This window comes from Alteribacter aurantiacus DSM 18675, from assembly GCF_000429705.1.
GTDB classification, from domain to species: Bacteria; Bacillota; Bacilli; order Bacillales; family Salisediminibacteriaceae; genus Alteribacter; species Alteribacter aurantiacus.
Map to the genome: position 1 here is coordinate 97,903 of NZ_AUCJ01000010.1, position 16,023 is coordinate 113,925.

The window sequence follows — 16,023 nt, forward strand, 5'->3', positions numbered from 1 at the left end:
GAGTTAAAATTCATGAAAATGGCTAACATTGGTGTTTTATTTGACCACGAGTCGGCAAATATTCATTGGCAGTATGGGATCAACGTCTTTCAATCCTATATAGGGGAATTGCTTTCGCAATACAGGATCCCATTTGACTGGATCAACAATCCAGATTCCCCCATGCTTACATCCTATGACTTAATCATCGTGGCATTGGTTAAAGAAGATAAAAAGACAGCTGACTTTCTGTGGGATTACATGGAAAAAGGAGGGGCTGTCGTTGCACTTTCCAACCTCAACTCTTTAGCAAAGAGATTAGGTTATCAACGAGGACCTACTATGGATCGAGGCTATGCGGACGTGAGTGCATTCATAGATGCAGCGTTTCCTCTCCTTTGTTTAAAGTCTGTTCCTTGGATTAAAACAGGTGAGTCTCATTCGGCGGAAGAGCAATATGGGCATGTAAATGAAAACTTTCCGAATGGGGAGAGACATTGTTCTGTTGTTGATAAATTCTGTATTGGGAAAGGGGTACTTTATCGGTGGTCCGTAGATCTCACATCCACGATCGTCGGTTTGCAACAGGGAACCCGCCCGGTGCTTGAAGATGGTGTTCCGGCTCCGGATAATTCAGCTTCCATTGATGATTTTCATTTGAAGTCAGATGATTCTTCAGAAGTACACTGGGAGCATGATCGGTTAAAAACAGATGCTAACGCCCCCTATTTTGCATACCCCTATGCTGATTTGTGGAGGGAAGCATTTCAGTCTTATTTAATAAGCTGCTGTCTTGAAATTGGTGTGGGATTGCCGTTTGTTGGTTATTGGCCTGAAGGAACAGATAGTGTTGTATCCATTTCTTTTGACAGTGATTATAACGAGGATAAGCACGCGGATAAGACATTAGACTTTTTGCAAGGGTTAAACATCCCTACTACATGGTGCATGATGGAACCAGGTTATAGTGATGAGATTTATAAGCGTGTTGTTAAAGAAGGACATGAATTAGCATTTCATTATAATGCAGTCGCTGAGGACAATGGTTCATGGGGAGAAAGGGAATTTTCAAGACAATTAAACTGGCTGAAAGAGGTAACTGGATTAAAGGAGGTAACGTCAAATAAAAACCATCTCACCCGTTTTGAAGGCTGGGGTGAACTTTACCAGTGGTGTGAAAAGTATGGTATCTCTTCAGACCAGACAAGAGGAAACAGCAAGAAAGGAAATGTCGGTTTTTTATTCGGTACTTGTCATCCTTATTTTCCAATCGCTTGGTTTGACGAACAAAATCGTATTTATGATGTTTTAGAGATTGGATTTATGCTGGGAGATTACAATAAAGCGGACTTCAGCGTTGTTCCTCCATTACTCGATAAAGTTCAAGAAGTACACGGGGTTGCTCATATAGTGTTTCATCAGGTACATATATACAACCAATCCTCAGTTCGAGAGTTACTATCGAATGTTGTTCAACAAGCAAGAGCCCGTGAAATGAGTATCTGGACAGGTGAGACAATAAATAAATGGTACAGAGCGCGCAGAAAAGTACATATCGAAGGAATTAACGACCATGGTGAACCTGTTATTAATTGCGGTGAAGAGATTGAGGGAGTTGTAGTTTATGTACCCATTCATAATCAGAAAAATCCGGATGTATCTGATGAAAACGTAAAGCTGATAAATCATTTATGGTGCAGAAAGTATGTGTTTTCCTCTGGGGTTAGTCATGAAGGAGGTTTAGCTCATGGGTAGAGCGTTATCTGAAAAAAAGTGGAAGGTTCCGCGGGTCAATTGGGAAGGTGCAATTGAAAATACCATGTCCAGGAGGCTGAAAAAAGTATTAATGAACTGGATTCCTTTCGCAGAGGGTCAATTTCATACATGGTCTGATAAACCTAACTGCGGTTATTTTTTTAGGGGTGATTTCTGGTATATGTCTGACTGTTCTTCTACCACATTGGTTTACGCCATTCTTTCTAAGCTAGGAGAATATGATCAATCCATCACGGGGGTTCCCCGTACGGAGTTAAAAGAAAAAGCAATCAAAGTGATTCGATATATGGGATTTACCCATGACGTAGGACCAAAAGATTGTGTAAGAGTTAAAGGATCAAATCCTTACTGTAGCGGAAAAAAGTGGGGAGGAGAAGGGGATCGCTTCTTTATGGCCAGCCAAAACGGACGAACTATCGGTTCAATCGCACAGGCAGCATGGCTTTTATGGGAAGACCTTGATAATGAAACGAAGGTTTTAGTTCAAGGTATGATTACAAGTTATGCAGACAAATGGTCTATGGAAGAGCCCCGCAATGGAAGCTATTATGATACTCAATGTGAAGAGAATGCCTGGACAGCAGCAGGTATCGCAGCCGGAGTAGCAATGTTTCCTTACCACCCAAACCATGATATCTGGGTTTCTGGATTTCAAAAATGGTCAATTAACTCAGTAACAACCTATTATGACAGGTTAACTTCAAGGTCAGGCCTTATAGAGCCATTAGATGATACAGATATTAGGTCTATAACTTTTCATCCTGATTACACAACGGAAAATCATGCATTCGTTCACCCAAGTTACCTTTGTGCTGGAATTAATTTAAGAGCAGCTCACATCAACTTAGCCCTAATGGGGGGACAAAAGATATTAGATTCAGCAACTTTTAATAATAAGGAATTATATGATCGAACAGTAAAAGTTTGGGCGCAGTTCGACGGGTTGGCAGTTCCTATTCAAGGCCAGGACTGGTGGTATAACCGTCACCATGAACGCCAATTGACCCACGCTGTTCTTAATGTTATTCACAATGACCCTGATGCTGCCAGGTATGAAAGAAATGCATTAGAGAGTATTGAAAAACTGCAGGGGAGTAACCAAAGAGGGTGTTTGCTAGAAGAAAAAGGGGAGAACCTCGTTCTAAATGCAGATCACGATCAATCTGCAATAGACTTCGAACATGGTTCTGCAGTTGATTTAGCCAGCTCATATCTCTTACATGTATTTGGTGGTGAAGGTGCTAAGCCAAGTGATCAGAAAGAAATGATGTCAAGGTTAACAGGAGTTTACGACTACCCTCACGGGAATGCGATCGTGCACCGAACAAAGAATTCATTTTCTACTTTTAGCTGGCGTAACAGTGTCATGGGTTTAACACTTCCTAACAAAGGACTATGGAATATAACGCCTTTGTTTAATAGTTATACAGGTCTAGTGGAGATGGAGAATACGGATAATGCCTATGGTGTCACCAATGAGAAAAGAGTTCAGCGAGTCAGAGATCACAATATTAACAAACGGTCAAATGGGTTTGGGGCAACGGTAAGTTTCGATAGAGGGGCAAATAAAGAAGTATCTCAAGATGTCCACTTTGTATCCTTACCTAACGGCACATCAGTTTATACAGAACAATTTCATGTGAATGAGCCCAGTAGTGTGACTGATGTTAAAACCGGAATGATCGGAATTAGGAATGAAAATTATATAAAAATGCCTGAGCTGGCTAAAGGAGAAAGAACAATTTACTTACCTGACAAAAAAGAGAGTTTCGCTGGTTTCTATGGGTATGAACCAGATAGGGTAACTAAGTACCCACCCTGTACTTTCGTGAATGTTGATGACGAAATAGGATATATCTTAGGTGGCTCAAGGGGAGTTACCTATATAAATAAACATCAGTACACCAAATGGAAAGGTATTGAGGATATATTAATCCTTAATGATATGGGTAAGGAAGAATTTCAGAAGCGTGGCGTTTTAAGTCCATTTACAGTAATTAGTTTGCCAAACTACTCCTATGAAGAAACCAAAGAAATGGTTAGTAGTACTCGTTTCCTAAAAACTAATCATGAGGGTGTAGTGATGATTAACTTAAATGGTAGCTTGGTCTTTTCTAACAGTAATAAAAGAGAGTTAACGGTTTTAGGCGAAACACCTATAAACTCAAAAACTGTCCAGTTATTTAAGGGGAAGAATGATATCGTCAATAATCGTTTCAGGTGGAGTGGGAGAATAGATGAATTCTGTTCAGGCTATATCGAAGCTTCCTGCGCCATCACATTTAAAGATTTGATGAACGTCGATGTTAATGTAAGCGTTTTAGATACTCAAGTTATTTTTGAAAATAAAGGAAATGACTCTCTATCCTTTACCCTTAGAGAAAATAATACAGTACGGGAAGTAATTATTACACCGAGGGATACGGTAACCTATTCATTTAGTAATGCGTGAAATGTAGGTTTGCAATGAGGATAGACTGTTCTTTCAAATCATTGAAAATTCAGTTATTAAAATAAACGAATGCTCTTAAACGAACGGAGGTATCTAATGTTTTTCTCAAAAGAAAAGCTGAGATCAAGAATAGAGGAATTAGCCGAATATAGGTACCGCGATAAAAGGCACTTTCAAACATTTGACAAAATAGAAGATAACGGAGAAGTAGGTACCAAACCGCCAACAATTAGAGGTTCTAATAACAAAATGGCCATCGGAGATTGTTGGACAGGGCGTGATAAATACTTGTGGCTTCAGACTCAATCTCTAATTCCACATGATTGGAGCGGAAAGAAAGTATTGGGTTTATTTGACTTTGGCCGGACAGGTAGTTGTCACAATTCGGGATTCGAATCCTTACTTTATTTGAATGGAACTCCGTACCAAGGGGTGGATTCTAATCACCAAGAAGTTTTTATTTCAGATGAACTGGTGGGAACAGAAGTATCTTTTCAATTCAGGCTGTGGTCTGGACTGGAAGGGGGCGGAAAACCAGTCTTACAAGAACATAAAATTAAAAAAGCATGTATCACCTGGTTAGATGAACCGACAGATGATTTATACTTTACCGGATTAAGTTTAATAGATACGGTAACTGAATTAGATGAAAATCAATCGGAGTACTTTAAGATTATTCAATTATTGGACCAATCGTTTTTATTAATTGATTGGGCTTACCCGGGATCTGAGAACTTCTACAGATCAGTAAAAGAAGCAAATGACAGGCTCCAGTCAGAACTGGGTAAGGTGGAAAAGAATCACGCTGTAACCGTAAGGTGTATTGGTCATACACATATTGATGTAGCATGGCTTTGGCGACTAAAGCACACTAGGGAAAAATGCGCTCGTTCTTTTTCTACAGTGTTACGTCTTATGGAACAATACCCTGAATACAAATTTCTGCAAACTCAGCCACAACTCTATGAATATATCAAAGAAGATTATCCAGAGATATATGAAAACATTAAGCTTCTGATATACGAAGGGAAATGGGAAGTGGATGGTGGGATGTGGCTAGAAGCCGATTGTAACCTTACATCCGGTGAATCCCTAGTTAGACAATTGCTGTTTGGTACGCGCTTTATTGAAAAAGAATTCAATAAACAGTGTAATTACTTATGGTTACCCGACGTCTTTGGCTATAGCTGGGCCTTACCTCAAATATTGAAGAAGTCAGGGATAGACACTTTCATGACCACTAAAATCAGTTGGAATCAATATAATAGAATGCCTCATGACACCTTCATATGGAAAGGGATAGATGGAACTGAAATCCTTTCACACTTTATTACTACCCCGTATGCACACGCGGACCTAGGTTGGAGATACGATTATAACGGCCATATACTTCCCAAAACAGTGAAAGGAATATGGGACCAGTACCGTGATAAGTCAGTTAATCAAGAAATGCTTTTGTCTTACGGATTTGGGGACGGAGGAGGGGGCGTAAATCGAGAAATGTTAGAAATGCGTCGTCGTCTCGATAAAATCCCTGGACTTCCTCATGTGAAAACCGGACGGGCAGATGAATATTTCAAAAACCTGCACGAAACAGTCAGCCAAACAGACCAGTATGTCCATACATGGGATGGGGAGCTTTACTTAGAGTACCACCGAGGTACATACACAAGTCAGGCAGAAAATAAAAAATCAAATAGGAAACTAGAATTAGCTTACCGAGAGGTCGAATGGCTAAGTGTAATGGACAGCCTCTTAAAATCTGATTGGGGCACTTACCCTCAGCAATATCTCAATGAGGGTTGGAAAATTGTTTTGCGAAATCAGTTCCATGATATTATTCCAGGTTCCTCAATTGCAGAGGTCTATGAAGATAGTAAAGAAGATTATGCTAAAGCAAACGATATTATCCGAGAAGTTAGAATGGAAAAAACCATGAATTTATGCCAAGAAAATGAGAAGAAAGATTTTCTTGTTTTTAACTCATCTCCATGGCAATGTAACGATGTGGTACGTATTCCATCGGATGATCTTTTACAAGGAGGCAGTTTCATCGATTCGAGTGGTGAAACGTTGGTAGCCCAAAAGATGAATAATGAGTGGTTTATTAAAGCCCTCGTTCCGCCTATGGGATGGACTACAATCTCGTATGTACAAGAAAAGAATAAAGTAGAAGAATCTCCATTTAATGAAGTTCCTAATGGACTGAAAACCCCCTTTTATGAGCTTGAATGGAATAATGAAGGCCACTTGATAAAAATGTATGACTTAGAAGCACAGAGAAATATTCTTCAGGATGGAATGGCTGCAAATGTGTTGCAAGTTTTTGAGGATAAACCTTTACGGTGGGATGCATGGGATATTGATATCTTCTATCAGCAAAAAATGCAAGAAGTAAATCAGTTGGTTTCAGTATCTGTCAGAGAAGTTGGTCCATTGGCAGCTGCGGTCGACTTTGAGTGGGAATATATGAACTCAGTTCTTAAGCAAACAATGATAGTTTATGCCACAAATAAAAGGATTGATTTTGTAACAGATATCATGTGGAGGGAGCAACAAAAATTACTAAAAGTCGCGTTTCCGGTTGATGTTCGAACGACAGAAGCAACTTATGATATACAGTTTGGGAATGTAAAGAGACCGACTCACTGGAACACCAGCTGGGATTATGCACGATTTGAATCGATGGGCCAACAATGGGTGGATCTATCAGAACAGTCTTATGGTGTGAGCTTATTAAATGATTGCAAATACGGATACGACATAAAAGATAGTGTGATAAGACTTTCGTTGATCAAGGCGGCTATTTACCCGGATGTAAACCAAGATATCGGAAAGCATACCTTTACGTACTCACTATACCCTCATGAAGGTCAATGGCTAGAAGGTAAAACAGTCAATGAAGCCTGGTCCCTAAATAATCCATTAACCTTTGGGGAGGGGACTGCCTCTAAGAAAGAGTTTTCTTTATTTAGAACTAACGCCGATAACGTTATGATTGACACCGTAAAAAAAGCAGAAGACGAGAATAAAGTTTTACTACGTGTGCATGACTTTTCGGGTGGAAGACAACAGGTTCGTATTGAGAGTGATTTATCGATTGTCTCTTGGGCGGAATGTAATCTTTTAGAAAGAGAAGCTGACGCTACAAACACGGAGAACGATTTGCAATTTGAGCTGCGTCCATATGAAATTAAAACCTTTCTCGTTGAAATGAGTATATAACTTGAATGTGTGCCACCAATAACTCGATTTCAAAAGAAAGGGGATACGGTTATGAAATGGACTAATGTGGTTGAGACTCAGGAAAAAGCTTATGGGTTATTAAAACAAGCAGGTATTGTACTGACAGAAGACGAGAAAAAAAGCATAGAAATAGCAGAATTTGGATTTAATGAATTTGATAAACAAGGGTTATCGCTGATTACCTATATAAATAATGAAAAATACTGTGCAAAAGAGCTTGTTTTGTTTCCAAAACAAACATGTCCAGAACACAGACACCCGCCATTAGGTAGTTCACCAGGAAAAATGGAGACTTTCCGCTGTCGTTGGGGAGAAGTTTGGTTATATGTAGAGGGTGAACCGGATGACAATATAGAATGTGTAGTTCCTGCAGGAAGTGAAGATTATTATACGGTCTTTCACGAAATAAAGCTTAGCCCAGGAGAGCAGTATACGATTCCTCCCAATACTCTTCACTGGTTTCAAGGGGGAGAAAAAGGCGCCATTGTTTCAGAGTTTTCCAGTACTAGTAAAGACGAACACGACATATTTACGGATACAAGAATTAAGCGGATACCGGACGAGGAAGTAGAATAATTAAGTTCAATTCAATTAAGATAATCAGGTCAAAAGAGAGAGGGTAACTTGAATGCAATTAAATTACAGATTAAACCGAATGTTTAGTGAACAAGGGAAATGTTTTAACGTTGCTATTGATCATGGCCTCTTTAATGAAATGTCTTTTCTTGAGGGAATTGAAGATATGAGGCAAGCTATTGACGTTATTGTAGATGCAAATCCAGATTGTATCCAATTAACTGTTGGACAAGCCAGGCATCTTCAATCTTTGAAAGGAAAGAATAAGCCAGGACTGGTTTTAAGAACAGATGTAGCGAATGTGTATGGAGATAAGTTACCAAATTTTCTTTTCAGTGAAATAGTAGAAGAAGCTGTAGAGCAAGCTGTAAGACTTGATTCAGTCGCATTGTGTGTAAACCTTTTACTCCTACCTGAACAGCCGGAACTTCATTACCAATGTATTAAGAACATCTCTAAATTAAAGAGAGAAGCTGAGAAATATGGAATGCCATTAATGATAGAACCTCTTGTTATGCAGGGCAATGAAAATAAGGGAGGGTATATGGTTGATGGTGATATTCATAAAATTCTTCCCCTTGTAAGGCAGGCCGTGGAACTAGGAGCAGACATTATCAAAGCGGACCCTTGCGAGCATGTTGAAGAATATCATAGAGTAATTGAAGTTGCAGGTGGCATTCCCGTCCTTGTTAGGGGAGGGGGAAAAGCTAGTGATGAAGAAATCATTTCTCGTACAGTTCAATTAATGAAACAGGGGGCTTCTGGCATTGTTTACGGAAGAAATGTAATTCAGCATCATGACCCTGCAGGTATGACGAAAGCATTAATGGCGATCGTACATCATAATGCTTCGAAAAAAGAAGCATTTTCTAATATAAATTAATATTATTTGGATGGTGAAAACTCATGAGTAAAAGAATCATCCGTTTTGGAATTATAGGTTGTGGTTTGATGGGCAAGGAGTTTGCTAGTGCAGCCTCTCGTTGGTGTCATTTAATTGACTTAGATTTTGTGCCACGCATAGTAGCTGTATGTGACCCCAACCCTGCCGCAGTAACATGGTTCAGTGAGAATGTAGATACTGTTGAAACATCTTATTCTGATTATAAAGAGTTACTAAAAGATGACACTGTTGAAGCAATATACTGCGCTGTTCCCCACCATCTTCATGGAGAAATTTACGTAGACATTATTAAATCAAGAAAACACCTTTTAGGTGAAAAGCCATTTGGAGTAGATTATGAAACAAATATAAAAATAAAAGAGGCACTTAATAGTAACCCTGATCTTATCGTAAGGTGCTCTTCAGAATTTCCGTTTTTCCCTGGGGCTTATCAAATTTATCAGTGGGTTAAAGATAAGCGCTTTGGAAAAATAATTGACGTCGAGGTTGGTTTTTGGCACTCTAGTGACCTAGATCCTAACAAACATATTAATTGGAAGAGGCAGATCGATACTAATGGTGAGTACGGTTGTATGGGGGACCTAGGAATGCATGTCCTACATCTTCCTTTAAGGTTTGGGTGGAAGCCAGGTAATATAAGAGCGCTGTTGTCTAAGGTTATAAGTGAAAGACCTGATAAGGAGGACAAAATGGTTCCATGCGAGACGTGGGATAATGCTATATTAGCTTGTGAGGTAAAACAAGAAGAACAAAACTTTCCTATGACCTTATCTATGAAAAGGATTGCTCCTGGACATTCAAATACCTGGTTCATTAATATTCATGGTACTAAGTTCTCTGCTAAATTTTCTACCAAAAACCCAAAAGAGTTATCCTCTTTACCATATAATCCAGGGGAGTCACAAGCTTGGCATGTTGAGGACACGACACATATGTCAGCTTATAAATCCATTACAGGAGCAATCTTTGAGTTTGGATTTTCCGATTCTATTCTTCAAATGTGGGCGGCTTTTTGTGATGAGCTAGTCAATAAGGAAAATATGAAACAGTCGTTTTATTGTGCAACACCAGATGAAGCAGAAGGTAGCCATAAAATATTTTCGGCGGCATTAGAATCGAATCATACAGGTCGGACAATCCAAATTGATTGGGGTAACTAGAATGTTAGCTCAGGAAGCAGAAGTAATTGTAGCTGGTCATATTTGTTTAGATATTATACCTGATATAAATAGTACATTTAATACTCAACTGATACCTGGAAAGTTAATTAATATAGGAAAAGCTAATTTTAGTACAGGTGGGGCTGTTCCAAATACGGGGCTAGCACTTCATAACTTAGGTATCAAAGTGAAACTAATGGGCAAAATTGGAGATGATTTATTAGGACAAACCATTATAGATCTCCTTCAGAGTTATGACGAATCACTGACTAATGGAATGATAGTAACACCAAAGGAACAAAGCTCTTACACCATTGTAATTAATCCACCTCCAATTGACAGAATGTTTTTACATTTCCCTGGTACAAATAATACTTTCAGTTCAAGAGATATAAAGATTCAGGAAATAGGAAAAGAAAAGTTGTTTCACTTTGGTTATCCACCATTAATGGAAAGGATGTATCGAGATAATGGTGCCGAATTAAATGAAATAATGGGGAAAGTGAAAAAATTAGGGTTAACAACTTCATTGGACCTTTCTACTCCTGATCCTGATACTGAATCTGGGAGAGCGAATTGGAGAGATATCTTAGTAGCATGCTTGCCTAATGTGGATCTATTTCTACCGAGTTTTGAAGAAGTTTTTTATATGTTGTATCCCAGTGAATACAAACAATCGAGCAATGTAGAAGATCGATTGTTACAGTACGCCGAAGAAAACGTATTAAGTGATATGGCAGAAGAGTTGATTGGAATGGGAGCAGCAATTGTAGGTATTAAACTGGGTGAACATGGGTTGTACTTACGAACTACGAATAATTTAGAACGTATGAAAAAAATCGGTGCATGTAACCTTAAAGCTGAACAATGGCTTTCAAAAGAATTGATGACAAGTTGTTACCAAGTGAATGTTGTGGGGACCACAGGGGCAGGAGATTGTACTATTGCTGGTTTTTTAGCAGCTATTCTTAATGGTTTAAGCCCTGAAGAAGCAATAGAGCTAGCAGTGGGAGTTGGCGCACATAATGTAGAAGAAGCAGATGCGGTTAGTGGAATCCCTTCGTTGAATGAAGTACAGAGAAGAATCAAAAGAGACTTTAATAAAGTAAAAGATCAAAAACTAAATATTAATGGGTGGATACACACAGGTAATGGTATTTATCATGGCCCTAATCTTAAGGGTTATTGAGCCACGCAATGACCTAAAGAAGTAAACTAGCTGACACCGTTAAACGATGTCAGCTTTTCCTTTTTAGAAACTTGTTTTATAAAAATAGTGTATTTACAGAAAGATGAGATAGTGTGAAGAGAGACTGTTGAATTGAAATTCTAAAAAGGGCGTCTCAAGAAATAAAATGATTATGTTTGATATCGTGAGCTCTCCCCCCCTACTTTAATAAAAGGAAGATAAGATTAGGACAAAGGGAATGTGTCCCAGACATAAAGTCGAGTTTTATAAGAGGAGTTTACAAGGGAGAGGAGGAAAACTAACAAAAATTTCGGCTTAAAGATGATTAATGTAAACAGGGTTCATCAAGAAAGATTGGTTAGGGTCTTTGTTAAGTTATATCTGTACAGCAATGAATTTTATTCTTTACTCATTCATAGCGTGAAAGTTTTATAGTTCTATCTGAAGGAATTTGATAAAGAGAACTGAGGGGTCTGCTCGATCTAGAAGTGGAAAATATAATGATAATGTCTCTTGACTCTTTGTAGTTACATAGGTGTCCCATTGTCATGATTTATGGAGGGTGAAGCTCCCAATCTAGACAGGGTAACAAAAGAGTTCAAGAGAAATTGTGTTTTATTAACTTTGCGTGAAATTCTTATTTTACGCAAAGTTAATTATGATATACTTGAGAATAACTAAAAAGTCATAATTCGATGTTATAAGAATAATAGATTTCGGACATACTAAAGGATGGGCAGGTGTATAACATGACGAGATTTCAAAGAATTGATCAATTGAAAAATGAGCTTGATCGTTACAGACCGCTACCTTCAGCCGCAGTCAAAAACCTTCAAGACGTGTATAGAGTTGAGTGGACGTATAATTCCAATGCGATTGAAGGAAATACCCTCTCATTAGTGGAGACAAAAGTAGTCATTGAAGAAGGTTTGACCATTGGGGGGAAGAAACTCCAGGAGCACTTTGAAGTCATCAACCACGCTGAAGCGATCAGCTTTATCGAAGAACACGTTCGAAACAACGAAGCATTAACAGAACGAACAGTGAAAGACGTTCATTACCTCATCCTTAAAAACATTGATAACGAAAATGCAGGTAAATATCGATCTATTAACGTTCGAATCTCCGGTAGTGAACACGCCCCTCCCCACTTCTTAAGGATCAATGAAGAAATGGCACAACTGTTTACCTGGTACGAGCAAAATAAAGATGAGATGCACCCTGTAGAGCTTGCAGCAAAGTTTCATTTTCAGTTTGTTTACATCCACCCGTTTTCAGATGGTAATGGCAGAACAACCAGGCTTCTTATGAACCTTATTTTATTAAGTCATGGCTACCCACCAGCTATTGTAAAGGCTGAAGACAGCCAACGGCTTGAGTATTATAAAACACTTGAAATGGCCAGTGTAAAAAAAGAAATAGATCCTTTTATCGATTTAATTGCCGGCTGCGTTGAAGACAGTCTTAAGAATTATCTAAATGTAGTCAAATAAATGGCAAAGGCTCCTTCTCTACTACTTGGGAGCCTTTACTCGTTTTTTAAAGAAGCAAAGGTGGTGAAAGTATGGCCGAAAACCTAAGTCGCGAGAAACATACACAACTAAAAAAACTAATGGAGCTAAAGTCTACACTCCCATGGTACGTTGAGGAATATCTTGACGTTAAAAGAAGAAGGCGCATGTCCCCTTCTACCCTGACGCAATATGCCAGGGACTATATCCGGTTTTTCGACTGGATGAGTAAACAGCAAGAGTCCCCCTCTAAAGAAATGAAGCACCTCCCCTACTCCATTCTTAGCAGCATGAGAAAAACAGATGCAGAGGCTTATCTTGATTTTCTAGAGATCGACCGTGGGTTGTCTGATGAAACCATTAACAGAAACATTTCTTCACTCAAATCTTTGTTCAAGTATCTCACCACTCAAACAGAAGATGAAGAAGGTGAGTGTTACTTTTATAGAAACGTTTTTGCCAAGGTGAATCTCCTCCGTCCTGAGAAAGATGATTCTCAAAAAGCTGAACAAGTAGCTACGCAAATCTTTCAAGGTAATACAGATAAAGAGTTCTTACGCTTTCTGATGGAAGAATACCCTTTAACGTTATCAGGGCGCTCTCTCGCCCATTATAAAAACCATATTATAAGGGACTTTGCCATGATCAGTCTCTTTTTAGGTTCAGGTATACGAGTCTCAGAACTTGTTCAACTCACTGTAGATGATGTGTTTGTAAATCAAAATAAATTGGCCGTTCAGCGTAAAGGTAATAAAAAATCGGTCGTTTTGGCTACTAAGTCCTCCATGGATGACTTACATACCTACCTTAAGATTAGAAAAGAAAGGTACAATGTGCCAGACAATCAAAAGCATGTGTTCGTGAGTAACTATGCCAAGTCTTGTAATCCATTATCCATTAGAGCGGTTCAACATATTGTAGGAAAGTACACGGCATCTTTTATATCGAAGATGTCGCCACATAAGTTTAGGCATACGTTTGCCACAAAGTATTGGCTTAGTAACAAAGATCAAATCTCTTTAATGAGACAACTTGGCCACAATTCTGTTCAAACGACTACCATTTACACCAATTTGGATACGCGTGACTTGGAAAAGCAGATGGATGCGATTGATGAGTATAAAGAGGATTAAACAAAAAGAAGGCTTGGATGTGTTCCAAGCCTTCTTTTTGTTCTAATTTTAATGGATTTAGTAAGTATTAATTATTGTTCATAGGCCAAGTAAAATCGAATTCCTCGTGATTAGATGAGTCTGAGGATAAATTATCTTTATTGTAAATTAGATCTGATACGCTATTAGTACCTGTATATACTATTAGATTGGTATTTACAGTCTCATTGGGTTGTATATCGCCTACGTACACATCAAACGGAAATAAATCGAGATCCATCCGAATGATTTCACTGTTATCATAAAGAATTCCTAACTTATTATAGTAAAACTCTTTATCAATATTAATAACTGAATTCGACCTATTACTAAGCTCCAAGTCCACAATAACAACTTGACCATCTTCCGTTGTTTCATGATTTTCAATTGGATTTTCATTGTTACCAATCTGATACCCTGTTGGTTTTACCTCTAATTCATTTAATTCTGCAGACTCGCCCCAATCTAAGGTAATAGAACCTTCAGTGTTAGTAACACATGCCACGAGGAGACTCATGAATAGGAATAAACCAATTAAACATACATTTTTCAATTTAACACCCCTTCTGTAACATTATATGGAAATTTTATCAGTATCCGTTAAGGAGTAAAAGTGGATAACTACTCAGTAGCAGTAGTACAATATAGCTAAATATCGGTAATTACCTTATAATTCCTTCATTTCATAAAAATAACTATTATGCTTTACTTATGGAAAAATTTGGAGGTGCTAAAGAGTAAAATAGAAAAGGTTTTCAACATATTTGAATATAAGATAAGAAGGGATGAGATGATTATTAAACTAAAAGTGTTCGTTATTGTATCCATGGCGCTTGCATTATTCGTAGGCACTTTCTTCCCAAACTATACTACGGGATATGCAAGTACAGTCGCTTCCACAGAAAGCACAGTTGTTCAGGAAGGAGACGTTTTCCCTACCAATCATCATTACAGTAATAACAGGGTACATTTTTTGAAAAAAAAGCAATAATTTTGGCTATGACCGAATTGAAGAAGGTATTAATTATAATCAGCGCTATAGTTTGAGATCCTCCTCCGTTAACTGGACAAGCTTAGACTCTATATACACTATTAATGGTATTCTTCGAAGTGGCATTGCAACATCTCAAGCGAGAGTAGATTTTTTAAGAAATGGGAGTACTCAATTTACAACAGGGTTAATGAGTGCTTACAGTCCAAGTTTAATTTATGCGGAGTTTGTTTCTGGGAGAAGAAACACGGTTACTAGACATTATAGTAGACCAATCTCGAGCAGGTTAACACATACTGTGTTTTTTAATACTTACTATGATCCATCTGGGAGAAATTGGACGTATACAAGAAATTTCAATTAATATGGGGGCGTTACTATGAGTAAAAAAAATACAATATTTACTTTTATACTTTTGCTAGCAATTATAACAACCGGGACGGTTGTAACTGCAAATGTCGATAAAAATGATAATGCCTGGTATGTTGAGTTAGGGAACATGGTCAGTAAAAGCAAGGTCAATGTTTCGTCAATTGACGAATGGTCACCTATCAATAGTGAATTTGACTATAATAGGCATGATCAATTCATTATTACTTTGGTTGAGTATGTTGGAATGGATAAAGACGAGGCAATTCATGAGGCGGTAGAAGGACAAATAATAAATGTAGCCTTATTACAAAAGGCAATTGAATCAGGAATTGAGATAAGTAAAGAAGATGCTCTACGAGAAGCGCAAATCGATAGAAGCATAATGGAAGATGGGGATGCTGATAACGCTCAAGAAGCACTTGAGACCATCCGATCTTTTATTAAAGGGTTAGGAATTACAGAAGAGCAGTACTGGACTGAGTATGTGGTACCACAATACCAGGAAAAACTAATGTTACTAGAACTTCAAGACCAAGTCTTAGGTTCAAGTTCTTATAGTATAGATGAAGATACCATGGATACTTGGGCTAGGTATGAGCAAAATGTGGTCGATGAATTTGTTAGAAATAATAAGCAAGAGGTTTTACAATTTAAGTCTTATGCAACTGAGTAGATGAAAACTTAAGCAAAAGGTTTGCTGATGTCTGTGTAGTATG

General features: G+C 38.2%; 12 protein-coding genes. 11 read left to right on the plus strand and 1 reads right to left on the minus strand.

What is annotated here, in order from left to right; genetic code table 11:
- Positions 1–12: 12 nt before the first annotated feature.
- From G476_RS20965 to xerS, 9 genes are all read left to right on the plus strand, one after another.
- The gene (locus tag G476_RS20965) at positions 13–1,734 is read left to right on the plus strand and encodes a hypothetical protein (protein ID WP_051314594.1); all 1,722 of its coding nucleotides are present in this window, start codon (positions 13–15) and stop codon (positions 1,732–1,734) included.
- Positions 1,727–4,207, plus strand: coding sequence for a hypothetical protein (locus G476_RS0100530; protein ID WP_026688379.1), 2,481 nt, complete (start codon positions 1,727–1,729; stop codon positions 4,205–4,207). Before G476_RS20965 ends, G476_RS0100530 begins: the two co-directional genes overlap by 8 nt.
- Positions 4,208–4,303: 96 nt before the next feature.
- The gene (locus G476_RS0100535) at positions 4,304–7,432 is read left to right on the plus strand and encodes an alpha-mannosidase (protein ID WP_026688380.1); all 3,129 of its coding nucleotides are present in this window, start codon (positions 4,304–4,306) and stop codon (positions 7,430–7,432) included.
- 51 nt (positions 7,433–7,483) lie between these two features.
- A complete protein-coding gene (locus tag G476_RS0100540) occupies positions 7,484–8,029 on the plus strand; it encodes a D-lyxose/D-mannose family sugar isomerase (RefSeq protein ID WP_026688381.1) in 546 nt (181 codons plus the stop codon).
- A gap of 52 nt (positions 8,030–8,081) precedes the next feature.
- Entirely contained in the window at positions 8,082–8,912 is an 831-nt protein-coding gene (locus G476_RS0100545; protein ID WP_026688382.1) for a class I fructose-bisphosphate aldolase, read from the plus strand.
- A 23-nt stretch (positions 8,913–8,935) separates the two neighbouring features.
- A complete protein-coding gene (locus tag G476_RS0100550) occupies positions 8,936–10,093 on the plus strand; it encodes a Gfo/Idh/MocA family protein (protein WP_026688383.1) in 1,158 nt (385 codons plus the stop codon).
- Position 10,094: 1 nt separating this feature from the next.
- Positions 10,095–11,282 (plus strand): carbohydrate kinase family protein, encoded by a 1,188-nt coding sequence (locus G476_RS0100555; RefSeq protein WP_026688384.1) that lies wholly within the window; start codon positions 10,095–10,097, stop codon positions 11,280–11,282.
- Between the two features lie 749 nt (positions 11,283–12,031).
- Positions 12,032–12,775 carry a Fic family protein gene (locus G476_RS0100560; RefSeq protein WP_026688385.1) on the plus strand — a complete coding sequence of 248 codons (744 nt, stop codon included), beginning with the start codon at positions 12,032–12,034 and terminating at the stop codon, positions 12,773–12,775.
- A 71-nt stretch (positions 12,776–12,846) separates the two neighbouring features.
- Positions 12,847–13,926 (plus strand): tyrosine recombinase XerS, encoded by a 1,080-nt coding sequence (gene xerS, locus G476_RS20970; protein ID WP_051314595.1) that lies wholly within the window; start codon positions 12,847–12,849, stop codon positions 13,924–13,926.
- A 67-nt stretch (positions 13,927–13,993) separates the two neighbouring features.
- On the opposite strand, the gene G476_RS0100570 is transcribed toward xerS, so the two are convergent.
- The gene (locus G476_RS0100570; protein WP_156906483.1) at positions 13,994–14,449 is read right to left on the minus strand and encodes a hypothetical protein; all 456 of its coding nucleotides are present in this window, start codon (positions 14,447–14,449) and stop codon (positions 13,994–13,996) included.
- Between the two features lie 285 nt (positions 14,450–14,734).
- Here G476_RS0100570 and G476_RS0100575 point away from each other — a divergent pair, with 285 nt between their 5' ends.
- Positions 14,735–14,935: a hypothetical protein gene (locus tag G476_RS0100575; RefSeq protein ID WP_156906484.1), complete on the plus strand. Its 201-nt coding sequence runs from the start codon at positions 14,735–14,737 to the stop codon at positions 14,933–14,935.
- 379 nt (positions 14,936–15,314) lie between these two features.
- Entirely contained in the window at positions 15,315–15,980 is a 666-nt protein-coding gene (locus G476_RS0100580) for a hypothetical protein (RefSeq protein ID WP_026688388.1), read from the plus strand.
- Positions 15,981–16,023: the final 43 nt, after the last annotated feature.

Excerpts from the sequence above, each read along its gene's own strand:
- G476_RS0100545 (WP_026688382.1), top strand. The coding sequence starts at position 8,082 with ATGCAATTAAATTACAGATTAAACCGAATGTTTAGTGAACAAGGGAAA.
- G476_RS0100535 (WP_026688380.1), top strand. The coding sequence starts at position 4,304 with ATGTTTTTCTCAAAAGAAAAGCTGAGATCAAGAATAGAGGAATTAGCC.
- xerS (WP_051314595.1), top strand. The coding sequence starts at position 12,847 with ATGGCCGAAAACCTAAGTCGCGAGAAACATACACAACTAAAAAAACTA.
- G476_RS20965 (WP_051314594.1), top strand. The coding sequence starts at position 13 with ATGAAAATGGCTAACATTGGTGTTTTATTTGACCACGAGTCGGCAAAT.
- G476_RS0100575 (WP_156906484.1), top strand. The coding sequence starts at position 14,735 with ATGATTATTAAACTAAAAGTGTTCGTTATTGTATCCATGGCGCTTGCA.
- G476_RS0100530 (WP_026688379.1), top strand. The coding sequence starts at position 1,727 with ATGGGTAGAGCGTTATCTGAAAAAAAGTGGAAGGTTCCGCGGGTCAAT.
- G476_RS0100555 (WP_026688384.1), top strand. The coding sequence starts at position 10,095 with ATGTTAGCTCAGGAAGCAGAAGTAATTGTAGCTGGTCATATTTGTTTA.
- G476_RS0100560 (WP_026688385.1), top strand. The coding sequence starts at position 12,032 with ATGACGAGATTTCAAAGAATTGATCAATTGAAAAATGAGCTTGATCGT.
- G476_RS0100550 (WP_026688383.1), top strand. The coding sequence starts at position 8,936 with ATGAGTAAAAGAATCATCCGTTTTGGAATTATAGGTTGTGGTTTGATG.
- G476_RS0100540 (WP_026688381.1), top strand. The coding sequence starts at position 7,484 with ATGAAATGGACTAATGTGGTTGAGACTCAGGAAAAAGCTTATGGGTTA.
- G476_RS0100580 (WP_026688388.1), top strand. The coding sequence starts at position 15,315 with ATGAGTAAAAAAAATACAATATTTACTTTTATACTTTTGCTAGCAATT.